General features: G+C 35.1%; 12 protein-coding genes. 9 read left to right on the forward strand and 3 right to left on the reverse strand.

The genetic code is table 11. From position 1 onward, the window contains the following. The first annotated feature begins 20 nt into the window (after positions 1-20). Both hemH and hemY read left to right on the forward strand, forming a co-directional pair. Positions 21-956 carry a ferrochelatase gene (gene hemH, locus IEV35_RS08400; protein WP_188384228.1) on the forward strand — a complete coding sequence of 312 codons (936 nt, stop codon included), beginning with the start codon at positions 21-23 and terminating at the stop codon, positions 954-956. Next, positions 956-2,365, forward strand: coding sequence for a protoporphyrinogen oxidase (gene hemY / locus IEV35_RS08405; protein ID WP_188384229.1), 1,410 nt, complete (start codon positions 956-958; stop codon positions 2,363-2,365). The genes hemH and hemY overlap by 1 nt, the downstream gene beginning before the upstream one ends. 743 nt (positions 2,366-3,108) lie before the next feature. Here hemY and pepF read toward each other — a convergent pair. Then, on the reverse strand, positions 3,109-4,926 hold the full coding sequence (gene pepF, locus IEV35_RS08410; protein ID WP_188384230.1) for an oligoendopeptidase F: 1,818 nt from the start codon (positions 4,924-4,926) through the stop codon (positions 3,109-3,111). Positions 4,927-5,687: 761 nt separating this feature from the next. Next, positions 5,688-5,816: a protein YhfH gene (gene yhfH, locus IEV35_RS08415; RefSeq protein ID WP_373284718.1), complete on the reverse strand. Its 129-nt coding sequence runs from the start codon at positions 5,814-5,816 to the stop codon at positions 5,688-5,690. Positions 5,817-5,919: 103 nt separating this feature from the next. Between yhfH and IEV35_RS08420 the strand changes: the two genes are divergently transcribed. From IEV35_RS08420 to IEV35_RS08435, 4 genes are all read left to right on the forward strand, one after another. Continuing rightward, positions 5,920-6,651 (forward strand): MBL fold metallo-hydrolase, encoded by a 732-nt coding sequence (locus IEV35_RS08420; protein WP_188384232.1) that lies wholly within the window; start codon positions 5,920-5,922, stop codon positions 6,649-6,651. Between the two features lie 75 nt (positions 6,652-6,726). Continuing rightward, on the forward strand, positions 6,727-7,722 hold the full coding sequence (lplA, locus tag IEV35_RS08425; RefSeq protein WP_188384233.1) for a lipoate--protein ligase: 996 nt from the start codon (positions 6,727-6,729) through the stop codon (positions 7,720-7,722). 147 nt (positions 7,723-7,869) lie between these two features. Beyond that, positions 7,870-8,010 carry a hypothetical protein gene (locus IEV35_RS08430; protein WP_188384234.1) on the forward strand — a complete coding sequence of 47 codons (141 nt, stop codon included), beginning with the start codon at positions 7,870-7,872 and terminating at the stop codon, positions 8,008-8,010. Positions 8,011-8,147: 137 nt separating this feature from the next. Next, positions 8,148-8,666, forward strand: coding sequence for a competence protein ComK (locus IEV35_RS08435; protein ID WP_188384235.1), 519 nt, complete (start codon positions 8,148-8,150; stop codon positions 8,664-8,666). Here the strand turns inward: IEV35_RS08435 and IEV35_RS08440 are convergent. Further along, positions 8,620-9,009, reverse strand: coding sequence for a YhjD family protein (locus IEV35_RS08440; protein ID WP_188384236.1), 390 nt, complete (start codon positions 9,007-9,009; stop codon positions 8,620-8,622). The genes IEV35_RS08435 and IEV35_RS08440 overlap by 47 nt on opposite strands. Positions 9,010-9,232: 223 nt before the next feature. On the opposite strand from IEV35_RS08440, the gene IEV35_RS08445 reads away from it, so the two are divergent. The 3 genes from IEV35_RS08445 to addA all read left to right on the forward strand — a co-directional run bounded on the left by IEV35_RS08445 (position 9,233) and on the right by addA (position 17,216). Then, positions 9,233-9,889 (forward strand): TVP38/TMEM64 family protein, encoded by a 657-nt coding sequence (locus IEV35_RS08445; protein ID WP_188384237.1) that lies wholly within the window; start codon positions 9,233-9,235, stop codon positions 9,887-9,889. 81 nt (positions 9,890-9,970) lie between these two features. Beyond that, positions 9,971-13,474, forward strand: a complete 3,504-nt coding sequence (gene addB, locus IEV35_RS08450) for a helicase-exonuclease AddAB subunit AddB (RefSeq protein WP_188384238.1) — start codon at positions 9,971-9,973, stop codon at positions 13,472-13,474. Further along, positions 13,467-17,216: a helicase-exonuclease AddAB subunit AddA gene (gene addA / locus IEV35_RS08455; protein ID WP_188384239.1), complete on the forward strand. Its 3,750-nt coding sequence runs from the start codon at positions 13,467-13,469 to the stop codon at positions 17,214-17,216. Before addB ends, addA begins: the two co-directional genes overlap by 8 nt.

A 17,216-nucleotide genomic window follows, 5' to 3' on the forward strand; every position in this document is an offset into this window, starting at 1 on the left:
TACTTGAAGAGGTGTTTGAAATGGAAAAGAAAAAAATTGGACTTTTAGTTATGGCGTATGGAACTCCATACAAAGAAGAAGATATTGAACCATATTACACACATATCCGTCACGGTAGAAAACCATCAGAAGAGCAATTACAAGATTTAAAAGATCGTTATAAGGCTATTGGTGGGATTTCCCCATTAGCTCGTATTACAGAGGAACAAGCAAAAGCTATTGAAGTAAAATTAAATGAAATGCAAGATGAATACGAATATAAAATGTATATTGGATTAAAGCATATTGCTCCATTTATTGAGGATGCTGTACAAGAGATGGCGAAAGATGGGATTAAAGAAGCGGTTTCTTTAGTACTTGCACCACATTACTCTACATTTAGTGTGAAATCATATAATACTCGTGCTGGTGAAGAAGCTGAAAAGCATGGTATTGAAATTAAATCAGTTGAAAGCTGGTACCAAGAACCAGGATTTATTCAATATTGGGCAGACCATATTTCGGCTGAATACAATAAGATGTCTGAGGAAGAACGTGAAAATGCAGTCCTTATCGTCTCTGCTCACAGTCTGCCAGAGAAAATTTTACAACATGGCGATCCTTACCCAGAACAGTTAGCAGAAACAGCAAAACTAATTGTAGAAAAAGCTAATATTGAAAATTATGCACTGGGTTGGCAAAGTGAAGGAAATACACCAGATCCATGGCTAGGACCTGATGTACAAGACCTAACAAGAGATCTTTATAATGAAAAAGAATATCGTGCTTTTGTTTACGCTCCAGTAGGTTTTGTCGCTGATCATTTAGAGGTATTATATGACAATGATTATGAATGTAAAGTGGTATGTGATGAGCTTGGGGTAAGTTATTATCGCCCGCCAATGCCAAATACTCATCCATTATTTATTGAAACGTTAGCGAATGTAGTTCAAACTAGAGCAAAGCGTGATGCGTAATGGAAAAAGAAACTATTGTAATTATTGGCGGTGGGATAACAGGGTTATCCGCTGCCTACTATTTACAAAAGAGTATACAGGAAAAGAATTTACCATATGAGATAAAATTAATTGAAGCAAGTAATCGCTTAGGAGGGAAAATAGACACCCTTAAGCGAGATGGATTTATTATAGAACGAGGACCAGATTCCATTATTGTGAGAAAGAAACCTGGTGTTAAGTTAGTGGAGGAACTCGGATTAAAGGATAAGATGATTCGGAATGGAACAGGTCAATCGTATATTCTTGTAAACGGAGAATTACATAAAATGCCTAAAGGTGCTTTTATGGGAATTCCAAAGGATATAGAGGGTTTCCTAGAATCTGAACTTGTTTCCCCTGAAGGAAAGAAGCGTGCCTTACTAGATTTAGAAATGGGTAAAGGAGAAGAAGAGGCAGACCAATCATTAGGTGCTTTTTTGCGTCGACGATTAGGTGATGAATTAGTTGAAAATGAAATTGAACCATTACTTGCTGGGATATACTCTGGTGATATTGATGAGATGAGTTTAATGGCAACATTTCCTAACTTTTATCATCTCGTGCAAAAATATGGTAGCTTAATCAAAGGTTTACAAGAAACAATCCCAACACCACCTAAACCTACTGGAAAGAAAGTTCCTGGAGTATTCTTTTCCTTTAAAGAAGGGCTAGGGATAGTTGTTGACAAATTAGTAGAAAAATTAAATGAAGAATCTATTACTATGGAGAAAGCAGTCACTCATATAGAAAAGATAGATTCAGGTTATCAACTATCTTTAAGTGATGGTGAAATTGTAACAGCTAGTGCCGTAATAGCTACAACACCACACCAAACTATACCAAAAATGTTTAATGATATTGAATTTCTTAATGTGCTCACGGACGTACCTTCCAGTTCTGTAGCAAATGTTGCCTTAGCATTTGACCAATCAGCAATTAAGCAAGACATTGATGGAACAGGATTTGTAGTTTCTCGTAATAATGATTACAGAATTACAGCATGTACATGGACCCACAAAAAATGGCCAACGACCACACCTGAAGGAAAGGCATTAATTCGTTGCTATGTTGGGAGACCAAACGACCAAGAAGTAGTGGATTTACCAGATGAAGAATTAATTAATATTGTTTTACATGATTTAAATAAAACAATGAATATAACTGCAAAGCCTGAGTTTAGTGTAATCTCGCGCTGGAAAAATGTAATGCCACAATATACCGTTGGTCATCTTGAACGAATAGAGAAAGTTCGAGACGAAGCAAATAAACATCTTCCAGGAGTATTTCTTGCTGGAAGTTCATTTGAAGGTGTAGGTATTCCTGATTGCATTGAACAAGGTGAAAAAGCGGTAGAGCAAGTATTAGAATTTCTTCAATTGAGTCGATAAGAATTATCAACTTCTTTTTAGGAAATAATTGCGATGAAATGAACTTGAGGATTGTTCTCAAGTTCATTTTCTTTTTGGAATTGGAGTGAAATGAACTCGAGGAGCGATATCAAGGTCATTTTGTTCGTAAATTGCAGTGAAATGAACTCGATAAGTGATCTCAAGTTCATTTTGTTCGTAAATTGCAGTGAAATAAACTCGATAAGTGATCTCAAGTTCATTTTGTCTAGAATCCTAGTTGAAATAAACTTGATAAGTGATCTCAAGTTCATTTTGTCTAAAATCCTAACTGAAATGAACTCGAGGAGCGATCTCAAGATCATTTTGTCTAGAATCCCAGCTGAAATAAACTCGATAAGTGATCTCAAGTTCATTTTGTCTAAAATCCTAACTGAAATGAACTCGAGGAGCGATCTCAAGTTCATTTTGTCTAAAATCCCAGCTGAAATAAACTCGATAAGTGATCTCAAGTTCATTTTGTCTAAAATCCTAGCTGAAATGAACTCGAGGAGTGATCTCAAGATCATTTTGTCTAGAATCCCAGCTGAATTAAACTTGATAAGTGATCTCAAGATCATTTTGTCTAGAATCCTAGCTGAATTAAACTTGATAAGAGATCTCAAAATCATTTTGTTCGTAAAATAGCAGTTAAATCAACTCGATAAACTAAATTAACAGGAAATAAAATAGCGCCTATGCAATGGAAACCAATTGCATAGGCGCTTTAGTGTATTTAGAATTAATTATTCATAGCTTTTCTCAAGTTCATCTACTAATGAACCGACAAATGCAACTGCTTCACGAATTGCATCTGGCTTAGACATGTCGACACCTGCTTTTTTAATTAAATCTAGCGGTTTTAATGTACCACCAGCTTTCAGTACATCCAACCATCTATCAACTGCAGGTTTTCCTTCTTCTTGAATTTGTTTTGCAACAGCTGTTGATACAGTTAATCCTGCTGAATATGTGTAAGGATATAATCCCATGTAATAGTGTGGTTGGCGCATCCAAGTAAGACCTGCACCTTCATCAAATACGACACTATCACCCCAGAATTTTTCCAATGCTTCTTGTTTTTGTTGTGTTAGAACGCTAGCTGTTAATGGCGTACCTGCTTCTGCTAATTCATATACTCTTCTTTGGTACTCTCCTTCTAGTAAGTGAGTCACAAAATTATGATAGTACGTACCTAGTAATTGGGTAATAACCCAACGTTTCATACGCTTATCATCCGTTTTATTTAATAAATGGTCTGCTAACAGTAATTCATTAATTGTTGATGGTGCTTCAATAAAGTATGTTGATGGACGGGTATTTAATAAGGACTGATTTTTACCAGCAAGATAAAAATGTCCCGCATGACCTAATTCATGTGCTAATACGAATGCACCTCTCATAGTGTCTGTCCATGTAATTAAAATATAAGGGTGAACACCATAAGGGCTTGAGCAAAATGCACCAGTTGATTTTCCAACATTGTCTGCTAAGTCTACCCAACGTTCATTTAATCCTTTTTCCATTATTTCTGTGTATTCCGGTCCCATGACTTTTAGAGCTTCGATAATAACTTCTTTTGCTTCCTCATAAGTCGTTTTTGGATTGAATGTCGGATCTAATGGTGCTTTTAAGTCACAGAATTTCAACTCATCTAATCCTAGTTTTTCTTTTTTTAGTTTAGCGTATCTGCGCATATGTGGTGCAAGTTCTTCTTGAATAACATTTAGCTGGTTTTCGTACATTTCTTTTGTAACTTGTTGTGGAGCTAGTAGCATGTCTGTAACAGAATCATAGTTTCGTAACTTAGACATAGTCAATTGTTTAGAAACTTCTGTTGCATATGTTGCAGCAAATGTATTCTTATATTGATTTAAAGTTTTTGTAAAAGAGTCATAAGCGTCTCTTCGTAGTTTCGTATTGGATTCTAATTCAAAACGATCTTCATATAGTGCAGCTGACATCGGGTGTTCATTTCCATCTTCATCTACTACAGAATCGAATACCATATCTGACGCTTTACTTCGTGAGTAAATCATATATGGAGCGCCATGAACTTGTCCTAATGCTGCTAACATTTCTTCTTGCTCTGGTGAAAGGGTATGTGGCTTTTCTTCTAAAATATCAATTAAAACTTTTGAATAAGGTTTTAAATTCTCTTCTTCATTAAGAAATTGTTCGATTTTACCATCTGGTAAAGCTAGTAATTCAGATTTAACAAACGAAAGTTTTGCCCCAATGCTAGCACCAGCAGCAGAAACTTTAGCTGAATCACGTTGGTTTTCTGGGTCACTTCCATCGGCACTCGATTTTAAGCTTGCATATGTAAACACACGGACTAAACGCTGTTCATAGGCTTCTAATGTTTGCAGGCATTCTAGTAATGTTTTAGCATCATTTCCTAGTTTTCCTTGGAATTTTGTTACTTCTGTAATATCTTCTTGTACAGCTTGTAATTCTTTCTCCCAATCTTCAAAAGTAGCAAACAGGTCTGTTAAATCCCATTTTTGCTCCTCTGGTACTTCAGAACGAAGTAGTCTTTTAGCAGTTGCTGTTGTAGTCATTACAATTTCCCCTTTCAAAAAAGTATTTCGGTAGTCTAAATATTATAATATAAAATTTAACAGATGGATATTATTTTGAATGTTTTTTCTGAAGATTTTTTTAAGTGTTTGTGTGAATAGTGATTAGGGGGGATCTTAAATAATTTTTAAAAGTTGCTTGATATACTCTCGTGTTGTGAAAGAGGAGATAAAGTAGCATAGAAGCATTCTATGTTCCTTTTTAGTGAAGCAGAAGGAGCTAAGGTCTTATAGACGAGTTCTCTGTTCCCTTTTAGCCGAGCAGAAGGAGGTAAGGTCACATAGACGTGTTCTCTATTCCCTTTTAGCCGATCGGAAGGAGGTAAGGTCACATAGAAGCATTCTCTATTCCCTTTTAGCCGAGCAAAAGGAGGTAAGGTCACATAGAAGCATTCTCTATTCCCTTTTAGCCGAGCAAAAGGAGGTAAGGTCACATAGAAGCATTCTCTGTTCCCTTTTAGCCGATCGGAAGGAGGTAAGGTCACATAGAAGCATTCTCTATTCCCTTTTAGCCGAGCAGAAGGAGGTAAGGTCACATAGACGTGTTCACAGTTCCCTTCTACTCAAAATAAAAGTACCCCAGTCACATATCCAGTTCCAAAGGCAGCTAATTTCCAAATTGTACTATAACAGAATACACAATCATCCTTTGTTTCATATATAAATAAAAAACACAGCTTATAATCAGCTGTGCAAAAGTTGTTTCCTATTCTTTTTAAGCTTAAAATAAACTTGAGTGTTATCTATCTAGCGGGGTGATCACATTCCGTACAAATATTAATGTAGCAGTCTGCTTGTTCATTAATATCTTGACCGCATTCTTGACACTTTTTCTTCGGTAGATTTCGGAAAAACTCTAGCACATTTATCAACATGGGGTGGTTCCTCCTTTTGTTTGATAATTCTATTGTATTATAACAGTATGCAATTGGTCAATGCTGTGTTACAACAAATTTTAAAAATGGGGTGGAAATATTGAAATTAACGGTTATCGGATATTGGGGTGGTTTTCCTGCTCCAGAAAGTGCAACATCTTCATACTTATTAGAGAAAGATGATTTTACATTACTGATTGACTGTGGTAGTGGAGCATTATCGAGGCTACAACAATATAAAAATATACTGAATCTTGATGCAGTTATTCTTTCACACTACCATCAAGACCATATAGCGGATATCGGGGTTCTTCAGTATGCATGGTTAGTTCAATCCTATGTTGTAGGAAATAAAGATATTTTACCAATCTATGGCCATATGGAAGACAAAGAAGGGTTTGGAAAGTTAACCCATGAATTTACAGAAGGGGTAGCTTATGATCCAAATGAAACTTTAGAAATCGGTCCTTTTTCTATCACTTTTCAAAAAACAAAGCATCCTGTTCCATGTTACGGAATGCGGATAACAGATGGAGAATCTGTTATGGTGTATACTGCGGATTCAAGCTTCCAAGACGATTGGATTCCGTTCAGTAGTGATGCTGATTTGTTAGTTACTGATTGTAATTTCTATGCTGATCAGGATGGGTCACAAGCAGGGCATATGACGAGTGTTGAAGGGGCAACGATAGCGAAAGAAGCAAATGTTTTTGAACTACTCTTAAGTCATTTACCGCAATATGGAAACCGACAAGATTTAATTGAACAAGCAAGTAATGTGTTTGACGGAAAAATTAGTCTTGCTACAGAAGGGTTAGTGTGGGAATCTTAAGACTGTTTTCTTTGCCTAGAATTCCTGTTTTCGATAAACTTATAGTTGTACAATCAGAACTAGGAGGGAAATACGATGAAATTTATAGACAATAAAGGTATTACAGATCCAATGATTAATTTAGCAATTGAAGAATATATTTTACAAAATTTTGGTGAAAAGGATACATATTTACTTTTTTATATTAACAAGCCTTCTATTATTATAGGTAGAAACCAAAATACAATTGAAGAAATTAATACAGATTATGTTGAGGAAAATAACATTAAAGTTGTCCGTCGATTATCTGGTGGTGGAGCAGTTTACCACGATGAACAAAATCTTAACTTTAGCTTTATTACGAAGGACGATGGAGAAAGCTTCCATAACTTTGCTAAGTTTTTAAAACCAGTTATTGAAGTTTTAAATGATTTAGGTGTACCTGCTGAACTTCAAGGAAGAAATGATGTCGCTGTGGAAGGGCGCAAAATTTCTGGAAATGCGATGTTCTCCACTAAAGGACGTATGTTCAGCCATGGTACTTTAATGCTTGATTCTGAAATTGAAAACGTTGTTAAAGCACTAAAAGTGAAAAAAGAAAAAATTGAATCAAAAGGAATTAAATCGATTCGTAGCCGCGTAGCTAATATTTCTGAATTCCTTGATGAGAAAATTACTATGGATGAATTTAAAGAACGTATTCTTAAGCATGTTTTCCAAGTTGATGATGTGAAGGATGTCCCACGTTATGAGTTAACGGAAGAAGACTGGAAAAACATCCATAAAATATCTGAAGAACGTTATCAAAAATGGGAATGGAACTATGGTAAATCACCTGCATTTAACGTACAAGCATCACATAAATTCCCAACTGGTTTATTAGACGTTCGTTTTGACGTGAATAAGGGTACAATCCAAAATTGTAAAATCTATGGTGATTTCTTTGGATTAGGAGAAATTAAAGATTTAGAAGAAATATTAATCGGTGTGCGCCATGAAAAACAAGCAATTGAAGAAGCACTTAGCGATGTTGATGTAGCGCACTATCTTGGCCGTATTACAAAAGAAGACTTCATTAACTTACTTTACTAGATTTAAAATTTAATTGATATAAACGGTTCTCAAGGGACAGCAGTTTATATTGCAAACAAAAAAGGTAGGAGTTATTATTCCTACCTTTTTTTGTTCGTATGAAAAAAATGGAAATATTACATACTAGTATAAATGGAGGTGGTTACATTGGAAAAGAACGAGCAAAATCCTGAGTTAGAAACATTTACAATTTTAAATCCTAATTTTTCATTAGAAGAAAGCCAGAAATTATTTCAAGAAAAACAAAGAATTGAAGGAAATTTTTCCGAAAAAAATGAAAATCAGTAGATTAAATTAAGAAAAAACGAGTTTTTTAGTAAAATTTGAAAAATGTCGATTAAGTGTATTAATTTGGCGAAAAATCTGGTAAATTAATGCATATAGCCTCTTCCTTTCGAAAAATAGTGAAAGGATGTTTGATTACGATGTTATATGACAATATGTTTACTCCAACTCATGAAATTTCCCCTTTAACCTTGGCTGTTGTTGCAAAAAAAGATGAAACAGGAAACGTTCAAACCGTTGTTTTAGAAGATGAAATTGAATATAAGGTAGAACATTCACCAAGTAAGTTTATTGACTATGCTTGTAAATTCTTTGGAGCAAGTTTGAAAGGCAGGCAAGAAGGAACGAAGAATATATGCGGTATAACACATAAAGCACCTATTTCAATCGATCCTTCTAGTGGCATGTATTTCTTTCCAACAACATCACCCACAAGTTCCAAGTGCTCTTGGATAGCACATTCCCACATCGACCATGTTTTACGTATTGATAGCAAAACTTCAGAAATTGTGTTTAAAAATGGAAAGAAAGTTGTTATTAATGCATCCTATGGTTCTGTAATGAATCAAATTCACCGAACTGCACAGTATCGTTACTTACTAGATCAACGAATTAAACAGTTGCAACAGCGCGATCCTGATCCCGGGAAAGAGCTTTAAGCATGAATTCTTGTACAATTGTCTCGACTTTTTTTCGAATAGCAGGGTTAAAGTAATTTCGTTTTTCTTCTTTTCCTTTCGATATAAAAAGATAAGATGAAAAGGAGTCATTTTTATTCATTAACATAACTTTTAGTTTTCTTTTTTTCATTTCTATTCGTAATTGTCTACGTTCTGCTAAAGCGTTAGCATTCATTTTTTCAAGTAGTTGTAAATAAGGTTCTTTAATTTTAAAAGCACCTTTTTGGATATGTTGAATATCTTGCTGAATGACGACAATTGCCATCGAAAGAAAAAGAAATCTTGAAGTAATTGTTAATTCTTCATCTGTTAGATAGCGCATAATCTCCCCTCCATAAAGGAACGTTTGTTCTCATTATACGCTAAAGTTTTAAAAAATACACTAAAAAAATTACTTAAGATAAGAAAAAAGAAAGAAAGAGGCTATACTAAAATCAAAAAGAAAGGTTAAGATAGACATTATTAGGTTAAAACTTTTCATAATGCAGAATTTACTTTAAAATAAAAGTGTATATATGGCCTTGGGATGGGGAGATTTTACACAAATGATTTTATCGAGTATCATTACAGATTGGAAAACAGCAGTTAGAAACGATGAATTAGACCAGTACATAATGGATTTATTAAGTGATTATGAAAGTCTAGGTCCACTACCGGGAATATTATTACCGTTTATAGAAGCATTTCTTCCTTTCCTACCATTAGTTGTTTTTGTTATGGCTAATGCAGCTGCATATGGATTATTAGAGGGATTTTTATTATCATGGGCAGGTTCGAGCTTAGGTGCAATACTTGTGTTTCTGATTGTGCGGAACCTCGGTGACAAAAGAATCTTTGTTGCGGTTAGAAAAAATAAACAAGTAAAAAAAGTAACTGGCTGGTTAGAAAAACATGGTTTCGGCCCACTCTTTTTACTGATGTGTTTTCCGTTTTCGCCATCGTCCGTTATTAATGTTGTAGCGGGTTTATCAAAAATAAATATGTATCAATTTATTTTAGCGGTGTTGTTAGGGAAATCAGTTATGATATTTTCTATTTCGTATGTCGGATCAAGTATTTTGTCATTTGCTCAAAACCCTACTAAAACCATTGTAGTGGGAGTATGCATCGTTTTATTCTGGGTAATAGGGAAATTCATTGAAAACAAACTTCATCAAAAGTCAAAGCAAAAAGAACAATCCGATTCAATAGAATTGGAATAAAAACGAAAAAAACTTCTGTCTTACGTATGTACTTGGTCAGAAGTTTTTTTCATTACTTTACATAATTAAGGAGGTATTTATATGGGACTCCGTTTTATATTAGGAAGAGCTGGAACTGAAAAAAGTAAAATAGCATTTGAAGAAATAAAAGAAAACTCCAACTATAATCCACAAGGCCCACCGATTTTTTATATCGTTCCTGATCAGATGACCTTTGAGCAAGAATATGCACTATTTAGAGATGAAGCGTTTCAAGGTAGTATTCGTACTCAAGTAACGAGCTTCTCTCGGCTTGCTTGGCTTATTTTACAAGAAACTGGTGGGGCGACTAGACAATTTATTAGTTCTGTCGGGATTCAAATGATGTTAAAGAAAATAATCGATGAGAAAGAAGGAGAATGGCAAGTTTTTCAAAAAGCAGTAGAAAAGCAAGGCTTTTTGAATCAATTAGAAAAAGTAATAACAGAATTTAAACGATATGAAGTTACACCAGACATGTTACAGATGCAGAAGTATGAGATTAATCAATATGCACATAAAGAACCTGGGGAACAAGCATTAGTAAATAAACTCGATGATTTATATTATATTTATGACAAATTACAAATGGCATTAGCAAACCAGTATATTGATAGTGAAGATCAGCTTCGTCTCTTAGCAGAAAAGATTGCTGAAGCAAATTCATTAGAGGGTGCTGAGATTTATTTTGATGGGTTCCATCGCTTTACCCCTAAGGAATTAATTGTTGTTGAAGCATTACTGAAAAAATGTGAACGTGTAACTGTTACATTGACAGTTGATGATACCGAAAATCCAAACTTATCTGAAATGGATTTATTTTATCAGACCAAGGAGACGTATCATGTTTTAAATGAGATTGCTAGGGTTAATGGTATAACGGTAGAAAATAGCATTGAGTTAGAACCAGCTAATGGTGTGTTTTATAAGAAACCATATTTTGCTCATTTAGAGCGTTATTTTGATACACGGCCAACGCCAACATTTGAAGGAAAAGTACCTATTCAAATTGCCGAAGCGGTACATCCACGTGCAGAAATTGAAGGGGTAGCACAAGAAATATTACGTCTTGTTCGAGAAGAGAATTACCGATATCGTGATATTGCTATCTTAATCCGCCAAACAGAAACGTATCAAGATATTATCGGAACTATTTTTGCGGATTATAATATTCCTGTATTCATTGATGAAAAGCGAACAATGCTAAATCATTCCCTGATAGAATTTCTTCGTTCATGTTTAGAAGTAGTCGATGGAAACTTCCGTTATGATGCTGTATTCCGTATGTTAAAGACTGGATTTATTCCTGCAATAGATGAGGAATATCCTTTAACGAGTGATGCCATTGATGAACTTGAAAATTATGTCATTGAATATGGAATTCGCTCAAGAAAGCAGTGGATGAGTAAAGAAGATTGGATTTTTCAACGATTCCATGGATTTGACCAAAAGACACAAACCGATGCGGAAAAAGAAACGCAAATACGGATTAATCGGTATAGAATGCAAATTGTTCATGCGCTTGAGAAGTTTGATCAAAAGATTAGAGAAGCATCTACTATTAGAGAAATTTGTACAGAAATCTTTACTTTATTAGAAGATATTCAGGCACCTGAACAATTGGAGAAAATGAGAAATTACTTAGATGAACATGGACAACTATCCAAAGGTAGAGAGCAAGAACAAGTTTGGAATGCAATTATTGATCTTTTTGATGAAATGGTTGAAATGGCAGGGGACGAACAAATGACATTGTCTTCTTTTCGTTCTACCCTTGATGCTGGATTAGAAACGTTAAAATTCTCCCATGTGCCTCCAAGTATTGACCATGTAATCGTAGGAACTATTGACCGTTCACGTATAAGCGGAATTAAATGTTCTTTCCTAGTAGGGGTTAATGATGGTGTCTGGCCATTAAAACCACCAGCTGACGGAATGATTAATGAAACAGAACGTGAACTATTAGCTACACATGGAATGAAGCTTGCAGATACAAGTAAACGCCAGTTATTAGATGACTGGTTTTATATGTATTTGGCTTTTTGCTCAGCCTCTGATTATTTATGGGTAAGTTATCCACTAAGTGATGAAGAAGGAAAAGCAAAAATGCCATCACAACTCATTAAGAGAATAGAAGACATGTTCCCAGATAATAATGAACATCTTTTATTACAAGATCCAGATGAGCTTTATGAAGCAGATCGCTTTATTACATCACCAATAAAAACAAGATCTGCTCTAACGGCACAATTGGCGCGAGGTCGTAAAGGATATCCAGTAAAAGAAGTATGGTGGCATGTTCTCAATTGGTACATGACTAATCATAAAAAACAACATACAACACACAAAATATTACAAAGCTTATTTTATGAAAATAGTCCATCTCATCTAGAAGAAGAAACAGTAGAGCATTTATATCCTAAAGAAGTTGTTGCGAGTGTTTCTCGATTAGAAACATATTATCGTTGTTCGTATCAACACTTTGCAAAGTATAGTTTAGGATTAAAGGAAAGAAAAACATATAAGCTAGATGCTCCAGATATTGGAAATCTATTTCATGAAGCATTAAGAATTATTACTGAATGGGTTCAACAAGAAGGAAAAGATTTTGCTCGATTAACGAAAAAAGAAACCGATAAATATGCAGAAAAAGCAGTAACTAGTTTAGCACCAATATTACAGCATCAAATTTTGCATAGTTCGAATCGATACCAATATATTCAACATAAGTTACAACAAGTAATCGCACGTGCTGCCTATGTATTAAGTGAGCAAGCCCGGTTAAGTAACTTCTCACCTGTAGGACTTGAACTTGGTTTTGGTACAAAACAGGACAAGCTAGCACCAGTAACACTGGAATTACCGAATGGTTATGAGATAAAGCTTAGAGGACGCATCGATCGAGTAGATAGAGCGTTAAACGAAGAAGAATTATATTTACGAATTATAGATTATAAATCAAGTGCAAGAGGCCTTGATATGGTCGAGGTATATTATGGTTTAGCTTTACAAATGTTGACGTATTTAGATGTTGTTTTATCCCAATCGGAACAATGGTTAGGTAAAAAAGCAACACCAGCTGGAGTACTATATTTCCATGTTCATAATCCGATGATCTCTGGTACTTTTAAAATGTCAGATGAGGAATTAGAAGAAGAGATTTTTAAGAAGTATAAAATGCAAGGTTTATTGATTAATCAAGAAAATGTCGTACAGATGATGGATACTTCGTTAGAATCTGGTTTTAGTCAAATTATACCTGCTGCATTGAAAAAGGATGGAAACTTCCGATCCGGCTCAAAAATTGCCAGTGAGGAGACATTCTCCAGTTTACAAGAACATATTCGTAAGTTAATGCTAAATGCAGGAATTGATATGACGGAAGGGGCTGTACACCTAAATCCATATCAAAGAAAACAACAAGTTGCTTGTACGTATTGTCCATTTTTATCGGTTTGTCAATTTGATACGTCGTTAGAGACGAATAATTACCGAAAACTTACTGAAATGAAAGAAGATGAAGTCATACAAAAGTTAAGAAAGAAAGAGGGTGACATTATTGGTTAATTGGACGAGAGAACAAGAATCAGCGATTTATACTGAAGGTAATGATATTCTCGTTGCAGCAGCTGCTGGCTCAGGAAAGACTGCGGTACTTGTAGAGCGTATCATACAAAAGTTACTAAAGAAGGATAATCCAGTTAATATAGACTCTCTTCTCGTTGTTACATTTACGAATGCAGCAGCACAGGAAATGCGAAATAGAGTAGGACAAGCACTTGAGAAAGCTTTAGAGAAAGATCCTACTTCTATTCATTTGAAGAAACAATTATCTTTATTACAACGCGCTTCAATTTCGACACTACATTCCTTTTGTTTAGATATAGTGAAGCAATATGCGTATTTATTAGATATAGATCCTAGCTTTCGAATTGCAAATGATATGGAAGCAGATTTAATGCAACAAGAGGTATTAGAAGATTTATTTGAAGATTGGTACGGAAAAGAAGGAGAAGAACAAGAGAAGTTTTTCCAAGTCGTGGATCGATTTTCTGGCGATAGAAATGATGTAGATGTGGAAAAACTTGTTCTCGATCTCTATACATTCGCCATTCAAAATCCATTTCCAGATGTTTGGTTAGATCATATAGCTTCCGTGTATGAAGTGAAGGAAGATTGGCAAGAGGAAGACTTAATATGGTTAGAAATAATTAAAAGAGAAGCTAGAGAAAAATTAAAAGGTATCGAACAGGAAATGAATCTAGCGCATCAGCTTGCATCGAGTCAGGATGGACCATTTTGGTATCTTGAAGCAATTGAATCAGATCAAGCGATGTTAGCGACTGCGTTTGATTTATTGGATAACTGGAATGAATTGCAAGTCTTTATGAGTACAAGCAAATTTGCAAGAGTAGCCGGTGGAAAAAAGCCAGAATGTGATGAAGTCAAGAAAGAAAAAGTAAAAAAACTACGTGATGGTTATAAAAAACGTTGGGATACGATGAAGAATAATTGGTACAACCGAAATATTGCTTCTCATGTTGAAGATATGCGAGAATTGGCACCAGTTATTAAGACACTAACCGAAATCGTCAAGGAATTTAAAGAACGCTTCTCTAAGACAAAAAGAGAAAAGGCTGTTGTAGATTTTTCCGATTTAGAACATTTAGCATTACAACTACTTATCGATGAGTCTTCATCAATTGAACAACCGAAGCCATCCATTGTAGCGAAAAATTTACAAAAACAATTTAGCGAACTTCTTATAGATGAATACCAAGATACTAATTTAGTGCAAGAAACGATTCTTACATTAATTAGTGACCAAGTTGGGCCAGGTAATATGTTCATGGTTGGGGACGTAAAACAGAGTATTTACCGATTTAGACATGCGGAACCGTCACTATTTATAGAAAAATATAAACGATTTGCAAGTGAGGATCATGTGGCAACACGCATTGATTTAGCTAGTAATTTTAGAAGTCGTGAACTTGTGTTAATTGGTGCGAACTATATATTTAGACAAATTCTCGATGAAGATCTTGGTGAGATTAACTATGATAAAGATGCAGAATTAATCTATGCCAATAAAATGTATGAAGACTTGCCACTTGTTAAGCCGAATCCAGAATTAATTATTATTGACCGTGAAAAGCCAGAGGAAGCTGAAGACTTTAAAGAAGACTCGGAAGATGAAAACAGTGAAGACGAGAATTACGAAGACTTAGAAAAAGCACAACTTGAGGCAAGAGCTTATGCGAAAAAAATTAAACAATGGATTGGCAAAGAGGATGAACAGCCTCTTCAAGTAGTAGATAAACAGTCTGAGAAATTAAGAGATGTTCAATATCGTGATATTGTAATTTTATTACGATCAATGACTTGGGCACCGACCATTGTGGAAGAACTGAAGAAGCAAGGAATTCCTGTATATGCAGAACTATCTACAGGGTATTTTGAAGCTATTGAAGTAAAAATCATGCTTAATTTGTTAAAAGTAATTGATAATCCTAGACAGGATATCCCACTAGCTTCTGTATTAAAGTCACCAATAGTGGGATTAAATGAGAATGAATTAGCACGAGTTCGACTAACAGATCGCCGTAATACGTACTATGAAGCAATGGTAAAATACCGTAGTGAGCATCATGACTCTCTTGCCGATCAATTAGGGAGATTTTTAGATTTGCTCAATCAGTTTAGAGAATCTTCTAAGCAAGGTGCGTTATCCGAATTAATATGGCAAATCTATCGGGAAACAGGTTATTTTGACTTTGTTGGTGGAATGCCTGGTGGAAGACAAAGACAAGCAAACTTACGAGCATTATACGATCGTGCTCGAGGATATGAAACAACATCATTCAGAGGTTTATTCCGATTCCTACGCTTTATTGAGCGAATGGAAGAAAAAGGGGATGATCTAGGAGCAGCAAGAGCACTAAGTGAGCAAGAAGATGTTGTCCGTATTATGACAATCCATAAAAGTAAAGGATTAGAGTTTCCAGTTGTCATTGTCGGTGCGATGGACAAGCAATTTAATATGCAAGACTTAAAGCAAAGCTATTTACTTCATAAGGATCTTGGTTTTGCAAGTAAGTATATTGATCCTGTAAAACGAATTACGTATCCGACCCTTTATTATCATGCGATTAAGGAAGAGAAGCGAAGAGAGTTACTAGCAGAAGAAATGCGTGTACTCTATGTAGCCTTAACAAGGGCAAGAGAGAAGTTAGTAATGGTAGGTAATGTAGCTTCTGTAGAGAAAAAACTTGAAAAATGGGAAGCCATTATGGAACATTCGGAATGGATTTTGCCTGCTCATTTCCGTATTAAGTCTGTTTCTTATTTAGATTGGGTTGGCCCAGCTTTAATTCGTCATGAGGATTCAAGTGCCCTTCGTTCAGAAGATGTAAAAGATGTCGTATTGAAAGAAATAAGGGTGGACCCTTCCAAATGGGATATCACGATTATCCATGGTAGTGAATTAGCTAATTTGGAAGAGACATCCATGGAAGAAGATTTGAATTTAAAAGAAAAAATTATGGAATGGCAACCAGTAGTGCTAAATAATAAAGAATTAGATGCCTTTGTTGATGACCGTTTGTCATTTCAATATCCATTTTCTGAAGCGGCTCATTCACGAGCAAAACAAAGTGTTACAGAAATAAAACGTCAGCGTGCAATAAAGGATGAATATAGTGCCACTCAACTCGTTCAACCATTTAAAACGCCAATTGTGAAAAAGCCGATCTTTATGCAGAAGGAAAAAACATTGTCAGCTGCAGAAAAAGGTACTGCAATGCATACTGTAATGCAACATTTGCCGTTTAAGGAGAAAATGACTAGTTCAGAAATTGAAGAATTCATCGAAACTCTAGTAGAACGAGAAATCCTGCGTAGACAAGAAGCAGATTCTATTTCTATAGATGCGATTGAAAAATTCTTTGATACAGATATTGCAAGAAAGATGATGAATGCAGATAGATTATATCGAGAAGTACCATTTAGTATTACATTACTTGCCAAAGATGTTTATGCGAATTGGAAAAGTGATACCGATGAACAAGTACTTGTACAAGGTGTCTTTGATGCGCTAATTCCATCCGATAATGGTTGGATAATTCTAGATTATAAGACAGACTACGTTCCGGAGAATGTTACAGAAGAAGTTATTACAAAACTAATCAACCGTTATAAGGTACAATTAAGCTTGTACCGTCACGCACTAGAAACGATCTGGAAAACACCAGTGAAAGAGACCTATTTATATTTCTTCAACAAACAATTGTTGGTGAAAGTACCGGAATAA

It is taken from the genome of Ornithinibacillus halotolerans, assembly GCF_014637405.1.
Taxonomy (GTDB): Bacteria; Bacillota; Bacilli; order Bacillales; family Amphibacillaceae; genus Ornithinibacillus; species Ornithinibacillus halotolerans.

What these genes read in the sequence shown, in the direction of transcription:
- hemH (WP_188384228.1), top strand. Translation starts at nt 21, where the DNA reads ATGGAAAAGAAAAAAATTGGACTTTTAGTTATGGCGTATGGAACTCCA.
- hemY (WP_188384229.1), top strand. Translation starts at nt 956, where the DNA reads ATGGAAAAAGAAACTATTGTAATTATTGGCGGTGGGATAACAGGGTTA.
- pepF (WP_188384230.1), bottom strand. Translation starts at nt 4,926, where the DNA reads ATGACTACAACAGCAACTGCTAAAAGACTACTTCGTTCTGAAGTACCA.
- lplA (WP_188384233.1), top strand. Translation starts at nt 6,727, where the DNA reads ATGAAATTTATAGACAATAAAGGTATTACAGATCCAATGATTAATTTA.
- IEV35_RS08435 (WP_188384235.1), top strand. Translation starts at nt 8,148, where the DNA reads ATGTTATATGACAATATGTTTACTCCAACTCATGAAATTTCCCCTTTA.
- IEV35_RS08440 (WP_188384236.1), bottom strand. Translation starts at nt 9,009, where the DNA reads ATGCGCTATCTAACAGATGAAGAATTAACAATTACTTCAAGATTTCTT.
- IEV35_RS08445 (WP_188384237.1), top strand. Translation starts at nt 9,233, where the DNA reads ATGATTTTATCGAGTATCATTACAGATTGGAAAACAGCAGTTAGAAAC.
- addB (WP_188384238.1), top strand. Translation starts at nt 9,971, where the DNA reads ATGGGACTCCGTTTTATATTAGGAAGAGCTGGAACTGAAAAAAGTAAA.